At 59.5% G+C, this 24,973-nt stretch carries 25 protein-coding genes; 14 read left to right on the forward strand and 11 right to left on the reverse strand.

Going from position 1 to position 24,973, the window contains the following annotated elements; genetic code table 11:
- Nucleotides 1-40: 40 nt before the first annotated feature.
- Complete coding sequence (locus H8B20_RS12465; RefSeq protein ID WP_210623291.1) at nucleotides 41-760, reverse strand: response regulator transcription factor; 720 nt, start codon at nucleotides 758-760, stop codon at nucleotides 41-43.
- 167 nt (nucleotides 761-927) lie between these two features.
- Here H8B20_RS12465 and H8B20_RS12470 point away from each other — a divergent pair, with 167 nt between their 5' ends.
- Complete coding sequence (locus H8B20_RS12470) at nucleotides 928-2,460, forward strand: sensor histidine kinase (RefSeq protein WP_210623292.1); 1,533 nt, start codon at nucleotides 928-930, stop codon at nucleotides 2,458-2,460.
- A gap of 169 nt (nucleotides 2,461-2,629) precedes the next feature.
- On the opposite strand, the gene H8B20_RS12475 is transcribed toward H8B20_RS12470, so the two are convergent.
- From H8B20_RS12475 to glyQ, 4 genes are all read right to left on the reverse strand, one after another.
- Complete coding sequence (locus tag H8B20_RS12475) at nucleotides 2,630-3,409, reverse strand: lysophospholipid acyltransferase family protein (protein WP_210623293.1); 780 nt, start codon at nucleotides 3,407-3,409, stop codon at nucleotides 2,630-2,632.
- 83 nt (nucleotides 3,410-3,492) lie between these two features.
- Nucleotides 3,493-4,032, reverse strand: a complete 540-nt coding sequence (gmhB, locus tag H8B20_RS12480; protein ID WP_210623294.1) for a D-glycero-beta-D-manno-heptose 1,7-bisphosphate 7-phosphatase — start codon at nucleotides 4,030-4,032, stop codon at nucleotides 3,493-3,495.
- A gap of 4 nt (nucleotides 4,033-4,036) precedes the next feature.
- Nucleotides 4,037-6,091, reverse strand: a complete 2,055-nt coding sequence (gene glyS, locus H8B20_RS12485) for a glycine--tRNA ligase subunit beta (RefSeq protein WP_210623295.1) — start codon at nucleotides 6,089-6,091, stop codon at nucleotides 4,037-4,039.
- Nucleotides 6,088-7,041, reverse strand: a complete 954-nt coding sequence (glyQ, locus tag H8B20_RS12490; protein WP_025112261.1) for a glycine--tRNA ligase subunit alpha — start codon at nucleotides 7,039-7,041, stop codon at nucleotides 6,088-6,090. Before glyQ ends, glyS begins: the two co-directional genes overlap by 4 nt.
- 81 nt (nucleotides 7,042-7,122) lie before the next feature.
- Between glyQ and tag the strand changes: the two genes are divergently transcribed.
- The 3 genes from tag to H8B20_RS12505 all read left to right on the forward strand — a co-directional run bounded on the left by tag (nucleotide 7,123) and on the right by H8B20_RS12505 (nucleotide 8,969).
- Nucleotides 7,123-7,680 carry a DNA-3-methyladenine glycosylase I gene (tag, locus tag H8B20_RS12495; RefSeq protein ID WP_210623296.1) on the forward strand — a complete coding sequence of 186 codons (558 nt, stop codon included), beginning with the start codon at nucleotides 7,123-7,125 and terminating at the stop codon, nucleotides 7,678-7,680.
- A gap of 40 nt (nucleotides 7,681-7,720) precedes the next feature.
- Nucleotides 7,721-8,608, forward strand: coding sequence for a lysophospholipid acyltransferase (locus H8B20_RS12500; protein ID WP_210623297.1), 888 nt, complete (start codon nucleotides 7,721-7,723; stop codon nucleotides 8,606-8,608).
- Between the two features lie 121 nt (nucleotides 8,609-8,729).
- Nucleotides 8,730-8,969 (forward strand): PilZ domain-containing protein, encoded by a 240-nt coding sequence (locus H8B20_RS12505; protein ID WP_042561928.1) that lies wholly within the window; start codon nucleotides 8,730-8,732, stop codon nucleotides 8,967-8,969.
- Between the two features lie 15 nt (nucleotides 8,970-8,984).
- On the opposite strand, the gene H8B20_RS12510 is transcribed toward H8B20_RS12505, so the two are convergent.
- The 5 genes from H8B20_RS12510 to def form a co-directional block, all read right to left on the reverse strand.
- Nucleotides 8,985-9,299, reverse strand: coding sequence for a tetratricopeptide repeat protein (locus H8B20_RS12510; RefSeq protein WP_200616575.1), 315 nt, complete (start codon nucleotides 9,297-9,299; stop codon nucleotides 8,985-8,987).
- Nucleotides 9,300-9,467: 168 nt separating this feature from the next.
- Nucleotides 9,468-10,844, reverse strand: a complete 1,377-nt coding sequence (trkA, locus tag H8B20_RS12515; protein WP_042556912.1) for a Trk system potassium transporter TrkA — start codon at nucleotides 10,842-10,844, stop codon at nucleotides 9,468-9,470.
- Between the two features lie 22 nt (nucleotides 10,845-10,866).
- On the reverse strand, nucleotides 10,867-12,177 hold the full coding sequence (rsmB, locus tag H8B20_RS12520) for a 16S rRNA (cytosine(967)-C(5))-methyltransferase RsmB (RefSeq protein ID WP_210623298.1): 1,311 nt from the start codon (nucleotides 12,175-12,177) through the stop codon (nucleotides 10,867-10,869).
- Nucleotides 12,174-13,133, reverse strand: a complete 960-nt coding sequence (gene fmt, locus H8B20_RS12525; protein WP_210623299.1) for a methionyl-tRNA formyltransferase — start codon at nucleotides 13,131-13,133, stop codon at nucleotides 12,174-12,176. Before fmt ends, rsmB begins: the two co-directional genes overlap by 4 nt.
- A gap of 71 nt (nucleotides 13,134-13,204) precedes the next feature.
- The gene (gene def / locus H8B20_RS12530; RefSeq protein WP_042556915.1) at nucleotides 13,205-13,711 is read right to left on the reverse strand and encodes a peptide deformylase; all 507 of its coding nucleotides are present in this window, start codon (nucleotides 13,709-13,711) and stop codon (nucleotides 13,205-13,207) included.
- Between the two features lie 159 nt (nucleotides 13,712-13,870).
- On the opposite strand from def, the gene H8B20_RS12535 reads away from it, so the two are divergent.
- The 8 genes from H8B20_RS12535 to H8B20_RS12570 all read left to right on the forward strand — a co-directional run bounded on the left by H8B20_RS12535 (nucleotide 13,871) and on the right by H8B20_RS12570 (nucleotide 22,040).
- The gene (locus H8B20_RS12535) at nucleotides 13,871-14,896 is read left to right on the forward strand and encodes a LysM peptidoglycan-binding domain-containing protein (RefSeq protein WP_042556916.1); all 1,026 of its coding nucleotides are present in this window, start codon (nucleotides 13,871-13,873) and stop codon (nucleotides 14,894-14,896) included.
- Nucleotides 14,897-14,979: 83 nt separating this feature from the next.
- The gene (dprA, locus tag H8B20_RS12540; protein WP_210623300.1) at nucleotides 14,980-16,077 is read left to right on the forward strand and encodes a DNA-processing protein DprA; all 1,098 of its coding nucleotides are present in this window, start codon (nucleotides 14,980-14,982) and stop codon (nucleotides 16,075-16,077) included.
- Nucleotides 16,078-16,132: 55 nt separating this feature from the next.
- Nucleotides 16,133-16,690, forward strand: coding sequence for an L-threonylcarbamoyladenylate synthase type 1 TsaC (tsaC, locus tag H8B20_RS12545; RefSeq protein WP_210623301.1), 558 nt, complete (start codon nucleotides 16,133-16,135; stop codon nucleotides 16,688-16,690).
- Between the two features lie 480 nt (nucleotides 16,691-17,170).
- A complete protein-coding gene (locus tag H8B20_RS12550) occupies nucleotides 17,171-17,638 on the forward strand; it encodes a GNAT family N-acetyltransferase (protein ID WP_224795351.1) in 468 nt (155 codons plus the stop codon).
- The gene (locus H8B20_RS12555) at nucleotides 17,616-18,350 is read left to right on the forward strand and encodes an iron-containing redox enzyme family protein (protein WP_042556920.1); all 735 of its coding nucleotides are present in this window, start codon (nucleotides 17,616-17,618) and stop codon (nucleotides 18,348-18,350) included. Before H8B20_RS12550 ends, H8B20_RS12555 begins: the two co-directional genes overlap by 23 nt.
- Before the next feature lie 42 nt (nucleotides 18,351-18,392).
- Nucleotides 18,393-19,487 carry a DUF3419 family protein gene (locus tag H8B20_RS12560; RefSeq protein ID WP_210623303.1) on the forward strand — a complete coding sequence of 365 codons (1,095 nt, stop codon included), beginning with the start codon at nucleotides 18,393-18,395 and terminating at the stop codon, nucleotides 19,485-19,487.
- Nucleotides 19,484-20,752: an aminotransferase class I/II-fold pyridoxal phosphate-dependent enzyme gene (locus H8B20_RS12565; protein ID WP_210623304.1), complete on the forward strand. Its 1,269-nt coding sequence runs from the start codon at nucleotides 19,484-19,486 to the stop codon at nucleotides 20,750-20,752. The genes H8B20_RS12560 and H8B20_RS12565 overlap by 4 nt, the downstream gene beginning before the upstream one ends.
- Nucleotides 20,742-22,040 carry a phenylacetate--CoA ligase family protein gene (locus H8B20_RS12570; RefSeq protein WP_210623305.1) on the forward strand — a complete coding sequence of 433 codons (1,299 nt, stop codon included), beginning with the start codon at nucleotides 20,742-20,744 and terminating at the stop codon, nucleotides 22,038-22,040. Before H8B20_RS12565 ends, H8B20_RS12570 begins: the two co-directional genes overlap by 11 nt.
- Before the next feature lie 7 nt (nucleotides 22,041-22,047).
- Here H8B20_RS12570 and H8B20_RS12575 read toward each other — a convergent pair whose 3' ends face one another.
- A complete protein-coding gene (locus H8B20_RS12575) occupies nucleotides 22,048-23,025 on the reverse strand; it encodes a quinone oxidoreductase family protein (protein WP_042556922.1) in 978 nt (325 codons plus the stop codon).
- 164 nt (nucleotides 23,026-23,189) lie between these two features.
- On the opposite strand from H8B20_RS12575, the gene hemF reads away from it, so the two are divergent.
- Both hemF and aroE read left to right on the forward strand, forming a co-directional pair.
- A complete protein-coding gene (gene hemF, locus H8B20_RS12580; protein WP_210623306.1) occupies nucleotides 23,190-24,104 on the forward strand; it encodes an oxygen-dependent coproporphyrinogen oxidase in 915 nt (304 codons plus the stop codon).
- Between the two features lie 9 nt (nucleotides 24,105-24,113).
- Nucleotides 24,114-24,935, forward strand: coding sequence for a shikimate dehydrogenase (gene aroE / locus H8B20_RS12585; protein ID WP_210623307.1), 822 nt, complete (start codon nucleotides 24,114-24,116; stop codon nucleotides 24,933-24,935).
- The last annotated feature ends 38 nt before the right edge of the window (nucleotides 24,936-24,973 follow it).

Raw genomic sequence — 24,973 nt, forward strand, 5'->3', positions numbered from 1 at the left:
CCAACGCATTTGCGTTGGCCTTTTTTTTGGCTCCTTGATCTTATTCTTGCGCCGTCGCCACACTTTCCAGCCGATACCCATACCCATAAATCGTCAACAACTGCCAGCCGCGATCCGCCGTCAGCCCCAGCTTGTTGCGCAGTCGATAGATGTGCGTGTCCAAGGGCCGCGATGAAGCGACTTCTTCATGGGGCCAGAAGCGCTCATACAGGTAATCCCGCGACAGCGGTCGGCCGAGGTTGCTGAACAGGCATCGTGCGAGGCGGTATTCGCGTTCGGTCATGACGATCGGTTTACCCTCACGGGTGACCGTCAGTTCGGCGTCATCGAAGGTCAGATCATTGAAGCTCAGCACTTCGGTTGCAGCGCTGCGTGGCTGGCTGTGCCGGCGTAATACTGCGGCGACTCGGGCTTTCAGTTCATTGGGCCGGAACGGTTTGCTGACATAGTCGTCGGCACCAGCATTCAGGGCCTGGACGATATCGCTTTCGCCATCGCGGCTGGTGAGCATGATCGCCGCCGGTGGCGACTCCATGTGTTCACGGGTCCAGCGCAACAAGGCCAGCCCGGTGATGTCAGGCAGTTGCCAGTCGAGGATCAACAGGTCGAAGGTTTCCCGGCGCAGCTGTCGCAACAGGTCTTCACCGTGCTCGAAGTTGTGCAGCGACCAAGGCTGTTCTCCGGCTTCGGCCATTTGCTGCAGGGTCTGCTCGACCCGGCGCAGTTCGGCGGGTTCGTCGTCCAGTATCGCAACGCGCATACGCGAGGGTTCCTTGTTGCTTGGGCTGTTGGTCGTCAACCTTAGTCGCTCGACCATCGCTATTAAAGTAAGCGGCCCGCCGTTGGTCGACGTCCGCTATGATTCTTCGGGTCGAGTATCAGACCTGTGAACTATGAAACCATTCACACCTCCCTGCCCTTTTTCCCATGAATGACCGCAGACGGCATGAAAGCCGAGAGCCGAGCCAGGTGCAGCGACTGTTTCGCCAGTTGGTGCGCGAGTGGTTGTGGATAAGTCTGGTGCTGCTGCCACTGACTGCGCTGTTATCGTATAGAGCGCAGGTCAATTTGAATGACGCATCCCCGGGCCTTGGCGCATTGCTCTCGGTGGGCCTGGTGGCTTGCGTTCTTGGGCTGCTGTTATGGCGTCCACGTCTGGCCCTTTGGATGACGTTGATCGGCATGGTCGGCGTGCTGCTGACCAGCGTCGGGCTGGCGGAAATCCGCGAGTGGTGGTCGCCGACGCCAGCGATGCTAGGCATGTTGTTCGGCTATCTGATCTGGAACTGGCGACGCCTGAGTGTGGTGCTGACGTACTTCGGTTGGGAGCTGGCGCGGCTGGACAGCGAACCGAAAGTCTTTCCCGAACGCCGGCGCGCACAGTTCACTGGCGCTGATCACTTGCAGCGCCAGATCATGGCGCTCGAACAAGCCATGAGTCGTACCCGCGATACCCGGCGCTTTATCGCTGACGGTCTGGAATATTTACCCGTCGCCACGCTCATCAGCGATCCCAAGGGCCAGATCCTTTTGGTCAATCGCAAGGCTCGCCAGCTGTTCGATCATGCTTTGGTGGGTGACGACGTTCTCGATCAGTTGGCGCTGCTCGGATATCCAGAGTTGTCCACAGCCCCGCGTCCTCTGTTATCCGCACTGCCGTTGTTGGAATTTCGCGATCACAAGGAGCGCAGCCTGCGCCTTGAGCGCGCTGCGTTGCTACCGGTGGATGGTGACACGCCAATCGGCTGGTTGCTGAGTTTGACCGACCTGAGTGCCGAGCGCGCCGCCGAGGAACAACGCGGCGTCTTGCTGCGTTTCCTCTCCCATGATCTACGTGCGCCGCACTCGGCGATCCTCGCTCTGCTTGATGTTCATCGTCATCAGGCCGGGGCGGATGCGCCATTGTTCGAACAGATCGAGCGTCAGGTTCACCGCGCTCTGGATCTGACCGATGGCTTCGTGTTGTTGGCGAGGGCTGAATCCGAAACGTATCAGTTCCAGCCGACGTTGTTTGGGATGCTGGTGCTGGACGTACTCGATCAGGCCTTGCCGATCGCTCAGCAGAAATGCATCAAACTGCTGCACGACATGGACGAGCAGTCCCAGGAACGGTTGGTGTCTGCTGACCAGGGCCTGCTGACCCGTGCGTTGTTCAATCTGCTGGAAAACGCCATCAAGTACAGCCCGGCTGACACCACGATTCAGTTGCGCGTCACGTGTCAGGACGATTGGCTCCGTTGTGAGCTTGTTGATCAGGGCAAAGGCATTGCCGCCGAGGAACTGCCCGACCTGTTCAGCCAATACCGGCGCTTTTCCTCGGCTCAGGGCATTGATGGCGTTGGTCTGGGCCTGTCGATGGTTAAAGCCGTGGTCGATCACCATGGCGGCAGAATCGAATGCCGCAGTGTGGTCGATCAAGGTACGACGTTCAGGCTTGAGTTACCGCTGATCATTGAATGAACAGGCACAAAAAAAACCGGCTATATCAGCCGGTTTTTTTACGTCCAAAAAAAACTTATGCACCTTTTACGGCGTTTTATGAGCTTGAGAAATATATAAGTAAATCAGTAGGTTATATATAATATTCAAGCTTTTTCAACAAAAGCGTACACAGGTTATCCACAAAATCTCAGACAGCGATCTGACCACTTTCAGCGGGTGCCTGTGGCGCAGGTGGCAATGAGCCCATTTCCCGTTGCGTCTGCTCGTTCCAGGCTTGCACCCGGTCGTTCAATGCTGCAATGGCTCGCGGCCCAGTACCTTCGGCGTACATCGGTTCGCCAATGACCACAGTGATCACTCCAGGCTTTTTGGCCCAACCGGTTTTCGGCCAGAATTTGCCGGCATTGTGTGCAATCGGCAGTACCGGAAGCTCGGCATTCACCGCCAAAGCGCTGCCACTGCGGGAGAATTTTCCGACAGTGCCGTAGGGGACGCGAGTGCCTTCCGGAAAGATCAGCACCCAGACATTGTCTTTGAGCAGCTCATCGCCTTTCGCCGCGACTTGCTTGAGCGCAGCTTTCGGATTGTCGCGATCAATCGCGATCGGTCGCAGCATCGCCATGGCCCAGCCGAAGAATGGCACGAACAGCAATTCGCGCTTGAGCACCTGGCTCAAAGGCGAGAAATAAGCGGAGAGAAAAAACGTCTCCCAAGTGCTCTGGTGGTTCGATTGAATCACGCAGGGCCGGTCAGGCACATTTTCCGCGCCTTTGATTTCGTAACGGATACCCAGGAACACCTTGCTCAACCACAAGGCGCAACGGCACCAGTACACGTTGATGAAGCGATAGCGCGCCTTGAATGGCAAAAAGGGCGCGATAAAAAAGCTCAGGCTGCACCACAGTAAGGAGGTGGTGCCCAGCAGCAGGTAAAAGAGAAAGATTCTGAAGGCCCGCAGTATCGACATGGCGACGTTTACCGTTACGGGGCAATGCCCGTCTGTTCAAGCGCACTCCCGATCAATCCCTGGTCAGGAATTTCAGAAGTACTCTAGTTGTGGATAAGTTCTGCGGCAATCGCCGCCAGATCGTCAAAAATCAGAGTGCCAACCGGCAGGGTTTTGCCCTGAGTCTTTTCGCCTTTTCCGGTCTTTACCAAAACTGGCTGTGAATCGACGGCTTTGGCGGCCTCCAGGTCACCAAGGCTGTCGCCGACGAACCAGACATTGTTCAGTTCGACGTGGTAATGCGCCGCGATGGTTTTCAACATGCCCGGTTTCGGTTTGCGGCAATCACAACCCTCGTCCGGCCCATGCGGGCAGTACACGATCAGCCCGACTTCACCGCCCTGCTCCGCTACCAATGTGCGCAAACGCGCGTGCATGGCGTCGAGGGTAGCGAGGTCGTAGTAGCCGCGAGCAATGCCCGACTGGTTGGTGGCAACCGCCACCGTCCAGCCGGCCTTGCTCAACTGCGCAATCGCCTCGATCGAGCCGGGCAAAGGAATCCACTCCGCCACCGACTTGATGTAAGCGTCGGAGTCGTAATTGATCACTCCGTCCCGATCGAGAATCAGCAGTTTCAAGAGCAATCCCTCAACCCAGCAACGAAATGTCGGCAACACCCAGGAACAGGCCACGCAGACGCGCCAGCAGCGCGTAACGGTTGGCCCGCACTTTGGCGTCTTCGGCATTGACCATTACCGCGTCGAAGAACGCATCTACCGGCTCGCGCAATGCTGCAAGGCGTGCCAGCGATTCGTTGTACTGACGCGCCGCAGCCATTGGCTGTACAGCCTGATCCGCTTGCTGGATCGCCGAGTACAGCGAGAACTCGTTGGCATTGTCGAAGTACTTGGCTTCAACCACGCTTGGCACAGCGCCTTCAACCTTGCTCAGCAGGTTGGAAACCCGCTTGTTCACCGCCGCCAACGCGGCCGCTTCCGGCAGTTTGCGGAAGGCCTGCACCGCTTGCACACGCTGGTCGAAGTCCAGCGCCGAACCCGGCTTCAGGGCACGTACCGACAGGTAAGTGGCGACATCGACGCCTTCGTCTTCGTAACGCGCACGCAGACGGTCGAAGATGAATTCCAGCACCGCTTCGTTAAGACCAGCAGCCTTGACCTTGGTACCGAACGCATTCACGGCGAAAGCCACGGCGTCGTTCAGATCGAGATCGAGTTTTTTCTCGATCAGGATACGCAGCACGCCGAGTGCCGCACGGCGCAGGGCATACGGGTCTTTGCTGCCGGTTGGCAGCATGCCGATACCGAAGATGCCGACCAGTGTGTCGAGCTTGTCGGCAATGGCGACGGCTGCACCGGTCAGGGTCGCAGGCAGTTCAGCACCGGCACCGCGCGGCATGTATTGCTCGTTCAGCGCCAGCGCGACGTCTTGCGGCTCGCCGTCATTGAGGGCGTAGTAGTAGCCGGCGACACCTTGCATCTCCGGGAACTCGCCGACCATTTCGGTGGACAGGTCGCACTTCGACAGCAAGCCTGCGCGGGCAGCCCACGAAGCGTTGCCGCCGATGCGTGCGGCGATGTAAGCCGCCAATTTCGATACGCGCTCGGCCTTGTCATAGACGCTGCCGAGTTTTTCCTGGAACACCACGTTCTTCAGGCGATCGTTGAACACTTCGAGCTTCTGCTTCTTGTCTTGCTTGAAGAAGAACTCGGCGTCGGTCAGGCGTGGGCGAACCACTTTCTCGTTACCGGCGATGATCTGCTGCGGGTCTTTGCTTTCGATGTTGGCCACGGTAATGAAACGAGGCAGCAACTTGCCGTCGGCATCCAGCAGGCAGAAGTACTTCTGGTTGTCCTGCATGGTGGTGATCAGCGCTTCTTGCGGCACGTCGAGGAAACGTTCCTCGAACGAGCACACCAGCGGCACCGGCCATTCAACCAGCGCGGTCACTTCGTCGAGCAGCGCCGGCGGAACGATTGCAGTGCCTTCCTGACGGGTCGCCAGCTCTTCAGTGCGCTTGCTGATGATCTCGCGACGCTCGTTGGCGTCGGCCAGAACATAAGCGGCACGCAGGTCGGACAGGTAGCTTGCCGGCGAACCGATGCGCACGTTTTCCGGATGGTGGAAGCGGTGGCCACGGGAGTCACGGCCAGCCTTCTGCGCGAGGATGGTGCAGTCGATGACCTGGTCACCGAGCAGCATCACCAGCCATTGGGTCGGACGCACGAATTCTTCTTTGCGCGCACCCCAACGCATGCGTTTCGGGATCGGCAGGTCGTTCAGCGAATCTTCGACGATGGTCGGCAGCAGGCTTGCGGTCGGCTTGCCGGCGATGCTTTGGCTGTAACGCAGTTTCGGGCCGCTCTGATCGATTTCGCTCAGGTCGACGCCGCACTTCTTGGCGAAGCCCAACGCTGCCTGGGTCGGATTGCCTTCGGCATCGAAAGCCGCCTGACGTGGCGGGCCGTCGAGGTTGATGCTGCGATCCGGTTGCTGGGTGGCCAGCGCGGTGATCAACACAGCCAGACGACGCGGCGCGGCGTAGACGGTTTTTGCTTCATAGCTCAGGCCGGCAGCTTGCAGGCCCTTGTCGATACCGGCGAGGAACGCGTCAGCCAAAGTGTTCAGCGCTTTGGGTGGCAGTTCTTCGGTGCCCAGTTCAACCAGAAAATCTTGCGCACTCATTGTGCAGCCTCCAGCTTGGCCAGTACTTCGTCACGCAGGTCCGGGGTCGCCATCGGGAAGCCCAGCTTGGCGCGCGCCAGCAGGTAGGCTTGCGCAACGGAACGCGCCAGGGTGCGTACGCGCAGGATGTATTGCTGACGCGCGGTCACCGAGATTGCCCGGCGCGCATCCAGAAGGTTGAAGGTGTGCGAGGCCTTCAGGACCATTTCGTAGCTCGGCAGCGGCAACGGCTGGTCGAGTTCGATCAGGCGCTTGGCTTCGCTTTCATAGAAGTCGAACAGTTCGAACAGTTTGTCGACGTTGGCGTGTTCGAAGTTATAGGTGGATTGCTCCACTTCGTTCTGGTGGAACACATCGCCGTAGGTGACTTTGCCCATCGGGCCGTCAGCCCAGACCAGGTCGTAGACCGAATCCACGCCCTGCAGGTACATGGCCAGACGCTCGAGACCGTAGGTGATTTCGCCGGTCACCGGGTAGCACTCGATGCCGCCCGCCTGCTGGAAGTAAGTGAACTGAGTCACTTCCATGCCGTTCAGCCAGACTTCCCAGCCCAGACCCCAGGCGCCGAGGGTCGGCGATTCCCAGTTGTCTTCGACGAAGCGAATGTCGTGAACCAACGGGTCCAGGCCGACATGCTTGAGGGAGCCCAGGTACAGTTCCTGGAAGTTGTCCGGGTTCGGCTTCAGGACTACCTGAAACTGATAGTAGTGCTGCAGACGGTTCGGGTTTTCGCCGTAACGGCCGTCAGTCGGACGGCGGCTTGGCTGCACGTAGGCGGCGTTCCAGGTTTCCGGGCCGATGGCGCGCAGGAAGGTCGCGGTGTGGAAAGTGCCGGCGCCTACTTCCATATCGTAGGGCTGAAGTACCACACAACCTTGCTCGGCCCAGTATTGCTGGAGCGCGAGGATCAAGTCTTGGAAGGTACGCACGGCTGGCGTAGGCTGGCTCACGAAATTCACCTGTTTCTTGGGCTGCGATTTAAAGAGCGGGAGTATACCCGATTCAGTCGCACCTCCACCCCCTGGAGCCTTATGCCACGCTGCTTTTGGTGTACCGAAGATCCGCTGTACATGGCTTATCACGATCAGGAGTGGGGCACGCCGCTACGCGATGCGCAGGGTTTGTTCGAGTTGCTTTTGCTCGAAGGGTTCCAGGCCGGGCTTTCCTGGATCACCGTGTTGCGCAAACGCGAGCGCTATCGTGAGGTGTTGTTCGGCTTCGATGTGCAACGTGTGGCGCAGATGAGTGACGCCGAAATCGAAGAATTGATGCTCGATCCTGGGATCATCCGCAACCGCCTCAAACTCAATGCCGCCCGGCGTAATGCCCAGGCCTGGCTGGCGTTGGAAGATCCGGTGGCGTTTCTCTGGTCGTTTGTCGGCGGCCAGCCGATCATCAATCATTTCAACGATCGCAGCGAAGTCCCGGCGATCACCCCCGAAGCGCTGGCGATGAGCAAAGGCCTGAAAAAGGCTGGCTTCACGTTCGTCGGTCCGACCATTTGCTACGCGCTGATGCAGGCCTCGGGCATGGTCATGGATCACACCCGCGACTGCGACCGCTACGCGCAGCTCGTCAACGGCGGTTAGAATGGCCGCCTCGCGCACAGCACAAGATCAGGAGTGACCTGTGGAAAAGTTTAAAGGCGCCTTGCTGGTAGGCGCTCTGCGGCTGTTTGCCCTGCTGCCATGGCGGGCGGTGCAGGCCGTGGGTTCGGCAATTGGCTGGATCATGTGGAAAACCCCCAACCGCTCCCGCGGTGTAGTGCGGATCAACCTCGCTAAATGTTTTCCACAGATGGACCCGGCCGAACGCGAGCGTCTGGTCGGGCAGAGTCTGAAAGACATCGGCAAGTCCCTGACCGAAAGCGCCTGCGCGTGGATCTGGCCGGCCCAGCGCTCCATCGACCTGGTGCGCGAAGTCGAAGGTCTGGACATCCTCAAGGACGCACTGGCCTCGGGCAAAGGCGTGGTCGGCATCACCAGTCATCTGGGCAACTGGGAAGTGCTCAACCACTTCTATTGCAGCCAGTGCAAACCGATCATTTTCTACCGTCCACCCAAGCTCAAGGCTGTGGATGAATTGCTGCGCAAGCAGCGCGTTCAACTGGGCAACAAAGTCGCGGCGTCAACCAAGGAAGGCATTCTCAGCGTCATCAAGGAAGTGCGCAAAGGTGGTGCAGTGGGCATTCCCGCTGACCCGGAACCGGCCGAATCAGCGGGGATTTTCGTGCCCTTCTTTGCTACCCAGGCGCTGACCAGCAAATTCGTGCCGAACATGTTGGCCGGTGGCAAAGCCGTTGGCGTGTTTCTGCATGCGCTGCGTCTGCCCGATGGCTCCGGCTACAAAGTGATCCTCGAAGCCGCGCCAGAGGCCATGTACAGCACCGATACCGCCGAGTCCTGCGCTGCCATGAGCAAAGTCGTCGAGCGTTACGTGGCAGCATATCCAAGCCAGTACATGTGGAGCATGAAGCGCTTCAAGAAGCGTCCACCGGGCGAAGAACGCTGGTATTAACCGATTTGGCACACTCTGTGGATAACGTGTAGGCGTTGCCGCAGGTTCGGGACGTGATCGGACGATCGTTTGATCTTCCTCCCGTTATCCACAAAAGAAGTTCAGCGAAGGGCGCATGAAGATGTCCGAACACCGCAAATCATTCCGCATCAAGATCAGCCACGACAGCTTCGGCGATTGCCTCGGCCAGACCCGCAATCTGTCGCCCACCGGCGTCTATGTCCAGCATCCGCGCCTCGCATCGTTGCCCAAAGGTGCGGTGGTCTATGGCCAGGTGCAGGATTTACCCACAGGCGCGCCGCGAGTGCGGATGGAAGTGGTGACGGTGGATGCCGAGGGCATCGGTCTTCGTTACTTGTGAACAAGATCCGCTGATCTACTGCGCCTGACGATCGAGCTTCTTCAGAAACACCGTCATCTCTTTCTCGGCCTGCTTGTCGCCATGAGCACGAGCGGCTTCCAGACCGTGTTCCCACGCCTGACGCGCGGCGGCGTGATCGCCCAGCGCCAATTGCGCCTTGCCCAACAGTTTCCACGCCGCGGAATACTTTGGATCGAAGCCGACACAGCGCTGGAAATGCTCGGCGGCCTTGGCGTTTTCCCCAAGATCCAGATAGCCCTTGCCCAGACCGAAGCGCAGCAATGAGTTATCCACACCCTTGGCGAGCATTTTTTCCAGGGATTCGAGCATGAGTGGATTCCTTTGGTGGTGTGTCAGTGAAGATTCGTGCCGCCGCCCTCGCCGGCAAGTCAGCTCCCACACGGTTCTCGGATGTACGTCCTATCCATGAACAACCCAATAACCTGTGGGAGCTGGCTTGCCAGCGATGGGGCCAGTCTGATCACCAGATAATCCGGATCAGAAAAAGCTCAACCCCACATGGAACAGCTTCTCCACATCACGAATATGCTTTTTATCCACAAGGAACAGAATCACATGGTCGCCCGCTTCGATCACCGTATCGTCGTGGGCAATGATCACCTGATCATTGCGGATCACCGCGCCGATGGTGGTGCCCGGCGGCAGGCCGATTTTCTCGATGGGCTTGCCAATGACCTTGCTCGACTTGGCATCGCCGTGGGCAATCGCCTCGATCGCTTCCGCCGCACCGCGACGCAATGAATGCACGCTGACGATATCGCCACGGCGCACGTGGGCAAGCAGCGTGCCGATGGTCGCCAGTTGCGGGCTGATGGCAATGTCGATGTCGCCGCCCTGGATCAAGTCGACGTAAGCCGGGTTGTTGATGATCGTCATCACCTTCTTCGCCCCCAGCCGTTTGGCCAGCAGCGACGACATGATGTTGGCTTCGTCGTCGTTGGTCAGTGCGAGGAAAATATCCGCGTCGGCGATGTTCTCTTCCATCAGCAAATCGCGATCCGACGCGCTGCCCTGCAGCACCACGGTGCTGTCGAGGGTGTCGGAGAGATAGCGGCAGCGCGCCGGATTCATCTCGATGATCTTCACCTGATAACGGCTTTCAATGGCTTCGGCCAGCCGCTCGCCGATCTGCCCGCCGCCGGCGATGACGATGCGCTTGTAGGTCTCGTCGAGACGGCGCATTTCGCTCATCACTGCGCGAATATCCTCACGCGCGGCGATGAAGAAGACTTCGTCATCGGCTTCGATCACCGTATTGCCTTGCGGCAAAATCGGTCGGTCGCGGCGGAAAATCGCTGCGACGCGGGTCTCGACGTTCGGCATGTGCTCGCGTAATTGCCGCAGTTGCTGACCCACCAACGGCCCGCCGTAGTAAGCGCGTACGGCCACCAGTTGCGCTTTGCCTTCGGCGAAGTCGATCACCTGCAAAGCGCCGGGATGCTGGATCAGGCGTTTGATGTAGTTGGTCACTACTTGCTCGGGACTGATCAGCACATCGACCGGAATGGCTTCGTTCTGGAACAGCTGCTCTTCGCGGTTCAGATAGGACGCTTCGCGCACCCGGGCGATCTTGGTCGGGGTGTGGAACAACGTGTGGGCGACCTGACAGGCGACCATGTTGGTTTCGTCGCTGTTGGTCACGGCCACGAGCATGTCGGCGTCGTCGGCGCCGGCCTGGCGCAGCACCGATGGCAGCGAGCCACGGCCCTGCACGGTGCGGATGTCGAGGCGATCGCCGAGGTCGCGCAGGCGCTCGCCATCGGTGTCGACCACGGTAATGTCGTTGGCTTCGCTCGCCAAGTGTTCAGCCAGCGAACCGCCGACCTGTCCTGCACCAAGGATGATGATTTTCATCCAGTCACTCCAATGAATCCGTTTAGCCGCGTGCGGCAGCGATCTTGATCAGTTTGGCGTAGTAGAACCCGTCATGCCCGCCCTGCTGGGCCAGCAGTTGGCGACCATGGGGCTGCTTGATCCCGGCAGTCGTGGCCAGGTCCAGCTCGCGTGCGCCAGGTGTGCGCTCGAGGAACGCGGCGATGACTTCGGTGTTCTCGGTCGGCAGGGTCGAGCAGGTGGCGTAAAGCAGGATGCCGCCGACTTCGAGGGTTTTCCACATCGCGTCGAGCAACTCGCCTTGCAGTTGCGCGAGGGCGACGATGTCGTCGGGCTGACGGGTCAGCTTGATGTCCGGATGACGGCGGATCACGCCGGTGGCCGAGCACGGCGCGTCGAGCAGGATGCGCTGGAACGGTTTGCCATCCCACCACTTCTCGATATCACGACCGTCAGCGGCGATCAGCTCTGCGCTCAAACCGAGGCGTTCGAGGTTTTCCCTCACGCGCACCAGACGCTTGGCTTCCAGATCCACCGCCACCACGCCGGCCAGTGCGGGCTCGGCTTCGAGGATGTGGCAGGTCTTGCCGCCGGGTGCGCAGCAGGCGTCGAGCACGCGTTGGCCCGGCGCCAGATCGAGCAGATCGGCGGCCAGTTGAGCGGCTTCGTCCTGCACGCTGATCCAGCCTTCGGCGAATCCCGGTAGGCTGCGCACATCGGCAGCGGCTTCAAGAATGATGCCGTCGGGGCTGAAGACACACGGCGTCGCCGCGATACCGGCCGCAGTCAGGAGACCGAGATAGGCGTCGCGGCTGTGATGGCGACGGTTGACCCGCAGGATCATCGGCGGATGCGCGTTGTTCGCTTCGCAGATCGCTTCCCACTGCTCTGGCCAGAAGGCCTTCAGGGATTTTTGCAGCCAGCGCGGGTGAGCAGTGCGTACCACTGGATCGCGTTCCAGCTCGGCGAAAATCGTTTCGCTTTCACGCTGGGCATTGCGCAATACGGCATTGAGCAGGCCCTTGGCCCAAGGCTTTTTCAGCTTGTCGGCGCAACCGACGGTTTCACCGATGGCTGCGTGGGCCGGAACGCGGGTGTAGAGCAACTGATAGAGGCCGACCAACAGCAATGCCTCGACATCGGCATCCGCAGCCTTGAACGGCTTCTGCAGGAGTTTTTCCGCCAGTGCCGACAGCCGTGGCTGCCAGCGCGCGGTGCCGAACGCCAGATCCTGAGTGAAACCGCGATCGCGATCCTCGACCTTGTCCAGTTGCGTCGGCAGAGAGCTGTTGAGCGAGGCTTTGCCGCTCAGTACGGCGGCGAGAGCCTTGGCGGCGGCCAGACGAGGGTTCATTGCGCGTCCACCGCTGCGCCAAGAAGGGTGCCGACGGCGAATTTTTCACGACGGCTGTTGAACAGGTCGCTGAAATTCAGCGCCTTGCCGCCCGGCAATTGCAGACGGGTCAGGCACAGCGCCTGTTCGCCGCAGGCGACGATCAGGCCGTCCTTGCTGGCGCTGAGGATTTCACCCGGTGCGCCTTTACCGTCGGCAAGTGTTGCCGCCAGCACTTTCAGCGCTTCACCGTTGAGGGTGCTGTGGGTGATCGGCCATGGATTGAAGGCGCGCACCAGTCGTTCCAGCTCAATGGCCGGACGGCTCCAGTCGATGCGTGCTTCGTCCTTGTTCAGTTTGTGCGCGTAGGTGGCGAGGTCGTCGTTCTGCACTTCGCCCTCAAGAGTGCCAGCCGCCAGGCAGGCAATCGCCTGCACCACGGCCGGCGGGCCCATCTCGGCGAGACGATCGTGCAGCGTGCCGCCGGTGTCTTCGCCGGTGATCGGCGTGACGACCTTGAGCAGCATCGGTCCGGTGTCGAGGCCCGCTTCCATGCGCATCACGGTCACGCCGCTTTCGGCATCGCCCGCTTCGACGGCGCGCTGAATCGGCGCCGCTCCGCGCCAGCGTGGCAGCAAGGATGCATGGCTGTTGATGCAGCCCAGACGCGGAATATCGAGCACCACTTGCGGCAGGATCAGACCGTAGGCGACCACCACCATCAAATCCGGCTTCAGCGCCGCGAGCTCGGCTTGTGCGTCAGCGTTGCGCAGGGTCGGCGGCTGCAACACCTGGATATTATTTTCCAGCGCCAGCTGTTTAACCGGGCTCGGCATCAGTTTTTGTCCGCGACCGGCTGGACGATCCGGCTGGGTGTAGACCGCAACGATCTCGTAAGGGCTGCTCAGCAGGGCCTTGAGGTGCTCGGCGGCGAATTCCGGAGTACCGGCAAAAACGATGCGCAGTGGCTCAGTCATTGAATGGCTCTCTATGGCAAAGCTTCATAAAAAGAAAAAGGCTTGCCGCAGCAAGCCTTTGAAGGAGGGCATCAAGCGTTCTGGCGATGGAGCTTTTCCAGTTTCTTCTTGATCCGGTCGCGTTTGAGTGTGGACAGGTAATCGACGAACAATTTGCCGTTGAGGTGGTCGCATTCGTGCTGGATGCACACGGCGAGCAGGCCTTCGGCAATCAGTTCGTAGGGCTTGCCGTCGCGGTCCAGCGCCTTGATCCTGACCTTCTGCGGACGGTCGACGTTTTCGTAGAAGCCGGGCACCGAAAGGCAGCCTTCCTGATACTGATCCATTTCTTCGGTTAGCGATTCGAACTCGGGGTTGATGAATACCCGCGGCTCGGAGCGGTCTTCGGAAAGGTCCATCACGACGATACGTTTGTGCACGTTGACCTGGGTCGCGGCGAGGCCGATGCCCGGCGCTTCATACATTGTTTCAAACATGTCATCGACCAACTGACGCACTTCGTCGTCCACTACAGCCACAGGCTTGGCGATAGTACGCAGACGCGGGTCCGGAAATTCGAGGATGTTTAAAATGGCCATAGGCTGATTGCTGCACGTGTTGAGTAAAGTCGGGTCGATGGCCTGGCAGGTCCGAAGATGCAGGCTACCGTTGTGAAGCGTAGCTTGTGCATTTTGCTCAAGCGAGCCACGGGGGCTCTGACGATTCACGCGAGCGCACATGATAAAGGGATTCACTGCATGAGGAAAACACTACTCGCCCTGCTGCTGTTGGCTTCGGCTGGCGCGGCGCAGGGGCAAGTGCAACTCAGGGATGGTTTTCCACAGCAATACACGGTGGTTTCAGGGGACACTCTCTGGGATATTTCCGGCAAATACCTGCGCGAGCCCTGGCAGTGGCCACAACTGTGGCGGGCCAATCCGCAGATCGAGAACCCCAACCTGATCTACCCCGGCGACACGCTGACGTTCAGTTACGTCAACGGCCAGCCACGCCTGACCCTCAATCGCGGCGAGTCGCGCGGCACCATCAAGCTCTCTCCACGCATTCGCACCAGTCCGGTGGCCGAGGCGATTCCGAGCATTCCACTCAAATCCATCAACAGCTTTCTGTTGAGCAATCGCATCGTCGACAAGGCCGAAGACTTCGACAAGGCGCCGTACATCGTCGCCGGCGATGCCGAACGGGTGCTCAGCGGCACCGGCGACCGCATTTTCGCTCGTGGCCACTTCGACCCGGATCAGCCGGTGTACGGCATCTTCCGACAGGGCAAGATTTACACCGATCCGCAGACCAAGGAGTTTCTCGGGATCAACGCCGATGACATTGGTGGTGGGGAAATCGTTGCCACCGAGGGCGATGTCGCCACCCTCGCCCTGCAACGCACCACACAGGAAGTACGCCTCGGCGACCGCTTGTTCAGCGGCGAAGAGCGCTCGATCAACTCGACCTTCATGCCCAGCGCGCCGACCAGCAACATCAACGGCGTCATCATCGACGTGCCGCGCGGTGTCACCCAGATTGGCGCGATGGACGTGGTCACCCTGAACAAGGGCAAGCGTGACGGCCTGGCTGAAGGCAATGTGCTGGTGGTGATGAAAACCGGCGAAACCGTGCGCGACCGGATCACCGGTCAGCCACTGAAAATCCCCGACGAACGCGCCGGATTACTGATGGTGTTCCGCACCTACGACAAACTCAGCTACGGCCTCGTCCTTAACGCATCGCGCTCATTGGCGGTGCTCGACAAGGTGCGAAATCCGTAGCGTGCTTAACAAGTTACCAACAGAGTTATCCACAGCTTGCTCCGAATGGTTCGGGGCTTATAACGATCAAGGATTGATCCTTTATGCTGCCTGTCTGTACACCGGTTTCCCCTGCGGAACTGGAAGCGCGCCTGCGCCTGCACCGCTTGCCGACAATCGGTCCGAAGCGCTTTCTCAAATTGCTTGAAGCCTTTGGCTCGGCGTCCAAAGCCATCAGCGCCCCGGCCAGTGCCTGGCGTTCGCTGGGATTGCCGGCGGCGTGTGCCGAGGCGCGGCGATGTCCTGAAGTGCGCGATGGCGCAAGCCACGCAATGCGCTGGCTAGAGCGGCCCAATCAACATTTACTGATGTGGGATCAAGCGGATTATCCGGCGCTGCTCGCACATATCCCGGATCCGCCGCCGTTGTTGTTCGTCGCGGGGGACCCACTGATTCTTGAAAAACCGCAACTGGCGATGGTTGGCAGCCGCCGTGCTTCGCGTCCGGGAATGGACACCGCCGCAGCCTTCTCTCGCTGCCTGGCGGGCGCCGGTTTTGTCATCACCAGTGGTCTGGCGCTGGGCATTGATGCCGCCGCGCATCAGGCCGCGCTGGATGTCGGCGGGCAAACCGTGGGTGTGCTGGGCACCGGCCTGGAAAATTTTTATCCACAGCGCAATCAGCGGCTGGCCGATGCGATGATTGCCTCGGGCAGCGCAGTGCTTTCGGAGTTTCCGCTGGATGCCGGTCCAAGCGCCAGCAACTTCCCGCGGCGCAACCGGATCATCAGTGGTTTGTCCCTTGGCGTGCTGGTGGTCGAGGCGAGTGTGGCCAGCGGTTCGCTGATCACCGCGCGGTTGGCGGCGGAACAGGGGCGGGAGGTTTACGCCATTCCCGGTTCGATTCATCACCCCGGTGCACGTGGCTGTCACCAGTTGATTCGAGATGGCGCAGTGCTGGTCGAAACCATAGAGCACATCCTCGAAGCCCTGCGCGGCTGGCAGCATCTACCGATGTTTATGGACACGCCCAAAGAGACTCATCCACTGCTCACGCTACTGCACGCCGCACCGCATACCAGCGAAGGCTTGGCTGATAGCAGTGGCTGGGCCTTGCCCAAAGTGTTGGCGGCCCTCACGGAACTGGAAATGGATGGCCGTGCGGTGTGCGAAAACGGTCGCTGGCTGGCCAGGACGAGCTAGGTTTTACAAGGAAGATCGGTAAACTGCGCGAAACCTGTTTGTGGAGAGTTTTTTCATGGTCAACAGTTGGCGTGTGCAACAAGCCGCGCGAGAGATTCGCGCCGGGGCGGTGATTGCCTATCCAACCGAAGCTGTCTGGGGGCTGGGTTGCGATCCGTGGAATGAAGAAGCGGTGGATCGACTGCTGGCGATCAAGAACCGTTCGGTCGACAAGGGCCTGATTCTGATCGCCGACAATATTCGCCAGTTCGACTTTCTGTTTGAAGACTTCCCGCAGGACTGGATCGACCGCATGTCCAGCACCTGGCCAGGGCCTAACACCTGGCTGGTGCCGCATCAGAACTTGTTGCCGGAATGGGTCACCGGTGTGCATGACACCGTCGCGTTGCGGGTCAGTGATCACCCGCAGGTGCGTGACTTGTGCTCAATGGTCGGGCCGCTGATTTCGACATCGGCCAACCCGCAAGGACGTCCGGCGGCGCGCACGCGCTTGAGGGTCGAGCAGTATTTCCGCGGACAGATTGACCTGGTATTGGGTGGACAACTGGGTGGGCGCAAAAACCCCAGCGTCATCCGTGACCTGGCCAGCGGCAACGTCATTCGTCCTGACTGACGTTCTCTTTCAAGCTTATATAGATATATGTAGTACTCCTCGGCTTTCAAGGCGAGGAGTACTACATATGGCTGCGACTTTTCCTTCAAGTAACTATTAAAATACAACAACTGTTTGTTTATATCTGTCTTTAATGTGTCGGACTAATCGACGAGCATCCAGTTTCAGTAATTTTTCCTACGTCATTATCAGAAATCGCGCAGTGGCGATATTTCTAAAAGCATCCATCATTTCAATGCGCTCAGAAAACTTCGATAAGTTAACGTCTGCGGAGAAGGAATGGATACTACGGATTTACAACTCACGGATTATCTGCAGGCACTTCAGTCGACATTAAAACGTCAGCATGAAAATTGTCGTGTGGTTACTCTCGAAGCCGGATCAGACACGCGAGAGTTTGAACGGTTTATTGGTCGGCAATTTCGGCTGCGATTGCAACACTACATGCTGACCTCCAGAGCCCGTTTGCTGGAAACAAGCTTGGCGATAACGGCCCGCAGCACGCACTTTCTGCTCTATCAACAAGACCAGTTGATGGCGGTATTGAGAGTGACGCCCTCACCGTTTGAATGGGCATCACTGGCGCATCAGCATCTTTCGCCAACCCAGGCGCTGTCGCGTCATGTCGAGTTCAGCCGGTTGATCACCCTTTCCCAGGGTCACTTGCCGGTGTCGGTCAACTGCCTGCTGGCATCGGCCACCGAATGGGCGATCAAGCGCGGTTATGAGGGCGTCACCGCCCTGTGCCGATCACCCCAGCGGCGACTGTTCCAGCGCTTCGGCCTGACATCGATCACCACCGACTCCCTGCATATCGAACAACGCGCCCGCGGCGATTACTGGCTGCTCTCAGCGCAATGGCCGCAGATCCTCGCAGCCGTTCAACAACCCGCCCACACCGCCCTCAATTCACCGGAGAGTCACGATGACCGCGCATGTCAGTTTTGAACAACAGTTGAGCCTGCTGGACGAACGAATCGAAAATGTATGGGCCGATATTCTCGATAACTCGCGGCTGGTTAAAGCCATCCGCGGCGGCAGCGTTTCGAAGGCCTTGTATGCGATTTACATGATCGAGACTTTCCACTACACCGCACACAATGCGCGAAATCAGGGTTTGGTGGGCGTGCGCCATGCCGATAATCCGGTGTATGCAAAATTTTGTTTTGAGCATGCGGCGCAAGAGGTCGGCCATGAAAAAATGGCACTGCATGACGTCATGAGTCTGGGCCTCAAGAATGAAGTCTTCGATATACCGACGGCACTACCGGCCACCGAAGTGTTAATCGCCTATTTATACTGGATATCTTTTACCGGTAATCCACTGCAACGGCTGGGATACAGTTATTGGGCAGAAAACGCCTATCAATTTATTAATCCGCTTATTAATGGCTTGAGCGAAACATTGTCGTTAAAACCGGCTCAGCTGACATTCTTTATCGCTCACTCCGATATTGATATCGAACACTTCAACGAAATCAAACTCATCCTGCAGCGAACTTGCAAAGATCAATCCGATTGGGACGCCGTTGCTACCGTGATGGAAACCAGTTTGCGTTTGACCGGCAACATGCTTGAAGCCGTCTATGAGCAGTATGAGGCCTGGCAAAACGGCCTCGCACCGCGCTATGACTTCCTGCACGCACTGGATAACTCATGAGTCCTTCACGGCGATTTTCCCGAATGACGCACGGGGGCAGGCATGGCTGACTATTTCGAGCGACTGAACTATGCGCTGGGGGATGAAGACACCGCACTGGAATTCGCCATCCTGCCCCCGCGGGCCAGGCACGTGGTCGGCGTCGCGGGAAGTGGCGGACGGCTGCTGCCGCTGCTGGCCCGCAACCCCGCACGCATGACCTGCATCGATGTAAGTGCGCCGCAACTGGCGTTCACGCGACTGCGCTTTGCTCTGCTGGAACAGACTGATTACACATCGTTTATGGACTTCATGGGTTACCACCCAGGGGTTTTGCCGTCGCGACGCCAATCCATACTTGAGCAACTGGATCTGCCGCATGTCGATCGCCACTGGCTGGCGGAGTTTTTCCAGACACGTCATTGGCAGGCGCCGATCTACATGGGGGCTTTTGAGCAGACTTTGCAGCGATTGGCGAAGGTCAATCGACTGTTTACCGGCGAGGCGGGGAGAGAGATTTTTCAGTGCTGCGATCTCGGCGAGCAAACCGATTATTACCGAACCCGTTTTCCCCTCAGGCGCTGGCGGGCTGTGATCTCGCTGCTGGGCAATGCAGCAGTGCTCAATTCGTTGTTGTACAAAGGTTCGTTTCCACCCAATAACCTGGGTATTAGCTCCCGCGCAGCGTATCTGGACATCTTCCACACCTTGTTTAACACGCAGATCGTGCGCGAGAGCTTCTTTCTGCAAATGCTGTTTTTTGGTGAGCTGCGCTACCCCGAAGGTTTCCCGCTGGAGTGCGATCCGCGGATCTTCAAGCGTGCCCGAGAGGCCATTCAGCAGTGTGAGTTGCGCATCGTGCAGGCCGACATTATCGATTGCGCCGCCAAACACACGGACGTCGATTTCGTATCGCTCTCGGACGTGCCTTCCTTCATGCCCGAGGTCGCTGGAGCGAGTGTCTTGCAACGGCTGCGGCCGTCCCTTGCCGAAGAGGCGTTGCTGGTCATGCGTGGACATTTGCACATCGTCCAGCCCGATTTTGCAGGCTTCTGCGATATCACTGCCCATTACCAGGACGCGATCGCACGAGAAAAAACCCAGCTCTGGCGCGTGCAGATCTACCGCCAGACGACACCTTCGCAGGTATCCCGATGAACAATCAGCACCCAACCGTCAACTGGGTAAAAAACCGTGTGCGTCAGGCCCGTGACGATCAGCAGCAGCTGTTTGATGCCGGCCTCAATGGCTTGAAACTGGTGAGCCGTGAGGGCAAGACCATCGAACTGAGCAGCGGTGAGCGGCTGACCGAGTTTCTCTCATGTTCTTACCTGGGACTGGAGTGCGACCCGCGTCTGATTCAAAGCGCGGTAAGCGCCGTGAAATCCTTCGGCGTGCAATTCGCCGCCGCACGAACCCGCGTACTGCTACCGCCCATGCGCGAACTCGACGAGCAGTTGAACCAGATATTCCAGGGCTATACGGTGACCTTCAACTCGGTGGGCAGTGCGCATCTGGGCTGCCTGCCGTTACTGGGCTCAGGCGAGTTACCGTCCTATCCGTTGCGTCGTGGCCCGGGCTGGATCGTCGACCGGGCGGCCCATGCCTCAATGCAGGTGCTGCAAGGGATCCTGTGGCAGTTCGGCCCTGTACAGCGATGCGACTGCAATGACGTGGACCAAGTCGAACAGGCTTGCTCCACGGCGGTAGCGGCAGGCAATACACCCATCATCCTCACGGACAGCATTGGCTCGATGCGGGGTTTGTATCCGATCAATCGACTGTTGCAGCTGGCGGAGCGCTTTGAAGGCTATTTGTACGCCGATGACGCCCACGGCACCTCGATTCACGGCGTAACAGGCGGAGGTTATGCACTCGTTGCTGCTGGTGAGCAACGGCGCGATCGTCTGATTCTTCTGTCCTCTCTGTCCAAGGCATTTGGTGCCACGGGCGGAGCGATCACGGTCTTTTCCGAAGCCGACGCTGAAATGATCCGCCGCCATGCGTCGACCTATACCTTCGGTGGGCCATTGTCGATGGGCGGTGTCGGTGCGGCGGTAGCGTCTGCGGACATTCACCTTTCGCCGGAGCTGGGACAGTTGCAGGCGGCTCTGTGGCGAAATGTTGCCCTGATCGACAACCTGCTCGGGCCGGTGCTGGGCAACCATGAAGTCGCCTCGCCCATTCGTTTCGTCCGCGTCGGCGCCGAGCGTGATGCCATCAGTCTGGCGTTACACCTGCGGCGAAAGGCCATAGCCGTTACCACGGCCATGTTTCCGGTGGTGGCCAAAGGCGAAGCGATTCTGCGTCTCGCCGTCAGCGCGAATCACAACCAGGCCCAATTGGAGAGCCTGGCCAATGCCGTCCGTGGCGGTTTCGATGAGTTAGGCATTCGCCAGGGTGGTCGTGACGATGAGCGATGATCCCGTGCTCTCTGCCAACCAGGCCTTTGCGCACAAATTGGCTTATGCGCAGTCACTGTCGTGGTTCTGTGCGCTGTGTCCGCAGATCCTCCAGGTGCACAGTCTGAAGGATTTGCAGCGCCTGCCGGTTCAGGCCGTGGAGGACGAGCATGGCGGTGTGTTGTTTTCCGCGCTTGGCGAGGCGTCGCACCGTGCGCCGGGTGGCGGCCTGACCCTGACGTCGGGGGGCAGCACCGGCAACCGCAAACACATCACCCATTCCTGGACGTTCAACGCCAGCATTGTGCCGCTGGGGGCGCGGATGTTTGGCGTGGCGGACGAACGCCCGGGTGTGATCATCAATTGCCTGACCGCGGGTGAAATGCAGGGGGCTTTCCAGTACGCAGCGGCGATCGTGCAGCATGTCGGCGCACGTCTGCTGCCCGCCGGTTCATTAATGGGTGTTCAGCGAATTGCCGGGTTGATTCAGTCGCAAGCGGCCGATGCGCTGATTTGCACGCCTTCCTTCGCCGCGGCGCTGTTCAACCACGATGAAATCGACGCACAGCAATTGGTCAGCCTGAGATGGCTTTACTACATCGGGGAACCCTGCGCTCCTCAATTGCGCGAACAGCTTGTCCGGGACTGGCCGGCGATAAGGCTCCGGTCGCTGGGCTACAGCTCGACGGAAACCGGCCCCATCGGCTATCAATGCGCGCACCTTGGACACGGTTTTTATCATCTGCACGCCGATGCGATGTTCATCGAAGTGGTGGACTCTCTCACCTTGCAAGCAGTGGCCGTGGGCGAAAGCGGTGAGTTCCTGCTGACATCCTTGCTGCCCGATCACGTGCCGCTGTTGCGTTACCGGATTGGTGATCGTGGGCGAATCCTGCGCAATGCGGCGAATTGCGCCTGTGGCAGCGCCTTGCCCGTGTTGCAACTTGAGGGGCGGGTAGAGACATCGATCAAGCTGGGTGGCGCGATCATCACGCAGCGACAGGTGATGAGCGTACTCGCACAGGCGTTGCCAGAGTTGGCCTCTAACGACATTCAGGTACAGATCAATCGACAGGCCAACGGTGTGCGCATGTGTCTGGTCATTGCTCAGGACAAACTGCCGTCCGGCGCAGAAGCCGCCATCGAACAGGCGTTGCACAACGAGGCGCAGGCAAGCGCATTGCTCAGGTTGCCCGGTGTTTTGGGATTGCAGGTGCAGCGTCTGGCTCGCAGCCGTTTCGAAACAACTGCTGCGGGCAAGACGCCGTTCTTTATTGAGTTGGAGGCTACCCCGGACTCACCGGGGTAGCGTGTTTTCAGGGCAGCAGGATGGTCGAACCGGTGGTGCGCCGAGCCGACAACTCGGTCTGCGCTTTCGCCGCTTCAGCCAATGGGTAGCGCTGGCTGATATCGACCTTGAGCTTACCGCTGATGATCATCTCGAACAGTTCATCGGCCATGCGCTGCAGGTTCTGCGCATTGTTGGCATAGGTCGCCAATGTAGGCCGGGTAACGTAGAGCGAGCCCTTGGCGGAAAGGATGCCCAGATTCACCCCGTCGACTGCGCCGGAAGCATTGCCGAAGCTCACCACCAACCCACGGGGCGACACGCTGTCCAGCGAAGTCAGCCAAGTATCCTTGCCAACCCCGTCATAGACCACCGGGACTTTCTTGCCGTCGGTCAATTCCAGCACGCGTTCGGCAACATTTTCGTGGCTGTAGTCGATGGTCGCCCAGGCACCGTTGGCCTTGGCCAGTTCGGCTTTTTCCTTCGAGCTGACGGTGCCGATCAGTTTCACGCCCAGCGCCTTGGCCCATTGGCAGGCCAGCGAACCCACGCCCCCCGCTGCGGCGTGGAACAAAATGGTCTCGCCGCCCTTGAGTTCATAGGTCTGACGCAGCAGGTACTGCACGGTCAAACCCTTGAGCATCACCCCGGCGGCGGTTTCGAAGCTGATCTGGTCCGGCAGCTTCACCAGATTGGCTTCAGGCAGGACGTGCAATTCGCTGTAGGCGCCCAGCGGGCCGCTGCCGTACGCGACGCGGTCACCGACCTTGAACCGGGTAACGTCGCTGCCCACCGCCTCAACAATGCCTGCACCTTCCGCGCCCAGGCCGGACGGCAAGGCTGGCGGTGCGTAGAGGCCGCTGCGGAAATAGGTGTCGATGAAATTCAGGCCGATAGCCTTGTTGGCTACGCGCACCTGATTCGGGCCGGGCGCGGCGGGTTCGTAATCAACAAACTCGAGCACTTCGGGACCGCCGTGGGCGCGGAACTGGATACGCTTTGCCATCTGCCTGCTCTCCTTGGGTCTTTTGTAAGGTCCCTATCCAACGCTTATGCATGATCTTCGTCAACTGCGGCGCGTTGGCCTGCGGTGGTATGCTACGCGCCCATTTGCGCCGACCCCCGCCTGCGGGTTGCCGCGTAGTGATGCCCCCGATTCAAGGTGAAGCCATGACGACCCGCACCGACGCCGTAAAGGCCTATCTGCTCGACCTGCAAGACCGCATCTGTGCCGCACTCGAAACCGAGGATGGCGGCACGCGCTTCGTCGAAGACGCCTGGAACCGGCCTGCGGGCGGTGGCGGTCGCACTCGCGTCATTGAGAACGGCACGCTGATCGAAAAGGGCGGCGTCAACTTTTCCCACGTCTTCGGCAGTGGTCTGCCACCGTCGGCCAGCGCCCATCGCCCGGAATTGGCCGGTCGCGGTTTTGAGGCGCTCGGCGTGTCGTTGGTGATCCATCCGCACAGCCCACACGTGCCGACCTCTCACGCCAACGTGCGTTTTTTCATCGCCGAGAAAGAAGGCGAAGAGCCGGTCTGGTGGTTCGGCGGCGGCTTCGACCTGACGCCGTATTACGGCAACGAAGAAGACTGCATCCATTGGCACCGCGTCGCCGAACAGGCCTGCGCGCCATTCGGCCCTGACGTCTATCCGCGCTACAAGGCGTGGTGCGACACCTACTTCCACATCAAGCATCGCCACGAACCGCGCGGCATCGGCGGCTTGTTTTTCGATGACCTGAACGAGTGGGATTTCGACACCAGTTTCGCCTTTATGCGCGCCATTGGTGATGCCTACATCGACGCCTATCTGCCGATCGTGCAGCGCCGCAAGCACGATGCGTTCACCGCCCAGCAACGTGAGTTCCAGGAATTCCGCCGTGGCCGCTACGTCGAGTTCAATCTGGTTTACGACCGTGGCACGTTGTTCGGCCTGCAATCGGGCGGGCGTACCGAGTCGATCCTGATGTCGCTGCCGCCGCAAGTACGCTGGGGCTACGACTGGAAAGCTGAACCTGGCAGCGAAGAAGCACGCCTGACCGAGTACTTCCTGCAAGACCGCGACTGGCTGACTCAAGCCTGAGGACATCTGATGGATCGTTACGTCGTTTTCGGTAACCCGATCGGCCACAGCAAATCGCCGATGATCCACAAGCTGTTCGCCGCGCAGACCGGCGAGAGCCTCGACTACGCCACATTGCTGGCGCCGCTCGACGACTTTTCCGGCTGCGCTACGGCGTTTTTCCGCGAAGGTCGCGGCGCCAATGTCACTGTGCCGTTCAAGGAAGACGCCTATCGCCTGGCTAACAGCCTGACGGCCCGCGCGCGACGGGCTGGTGCGGTGAATACCTTGAGCAAACTGGCCGACGGTTCGCTGCTCGGCGACAACACCGACGGCGCCGGACTGGTGCGGGATCTGACGGTAAACGCCGGGTTCAGTCTGACCGGCAAACGCATCTTGCTGCTCGGTGCCGGTGGCGCCGTGCGTGGAGCGCTGGAGCCGTTGCTGGCGGAGAAACCCGCCTCGGTGATCATCGCCAACCGTACGGTAGACAAGGCCGAGTTGCTGGCGGAGTTGTTCTGCGATCTGGGGCCGGTGTCGGCCAGCGGCTTTGATTGGCTGCGCGAGCCGGTGGACGTGATTATCAACGCCACTTCCGCCAGCCTCACCGGCGATGTACCGCCGATTGCGCCGAGCCTGATCGAACCGGGCCAAACCCTGTGCTACGACATGATGTACGGCAAAGAACCGACCGCGTTCTGCCGTTGGGCCAGTGAGCACGGTGCGGCGGTGTCGATGGATGGTTTGGGCATGCTCGCCGAGCAAGCTGCCGAGGCGTTCTATTTGTGGCGCGGCGTGCGTCCGGACACGGCGCCGGTTCTGGCCGAACTACGCCGTCAGTTGGCGCAGTAATTACCCATGTGGGAGCGAGCCTGCTCGCGAAAACGGCG

It is taken from the genome of Pseudomonas sp. P42, assembly GCF_017973755.1.
Lineage (GTDB): Bacteria > Pseudomonadota > Gammaproteobacteria > Pseudomonadales > Pseudomonadaceae > Aquipseudomonas > Aquipseudomonas iridis.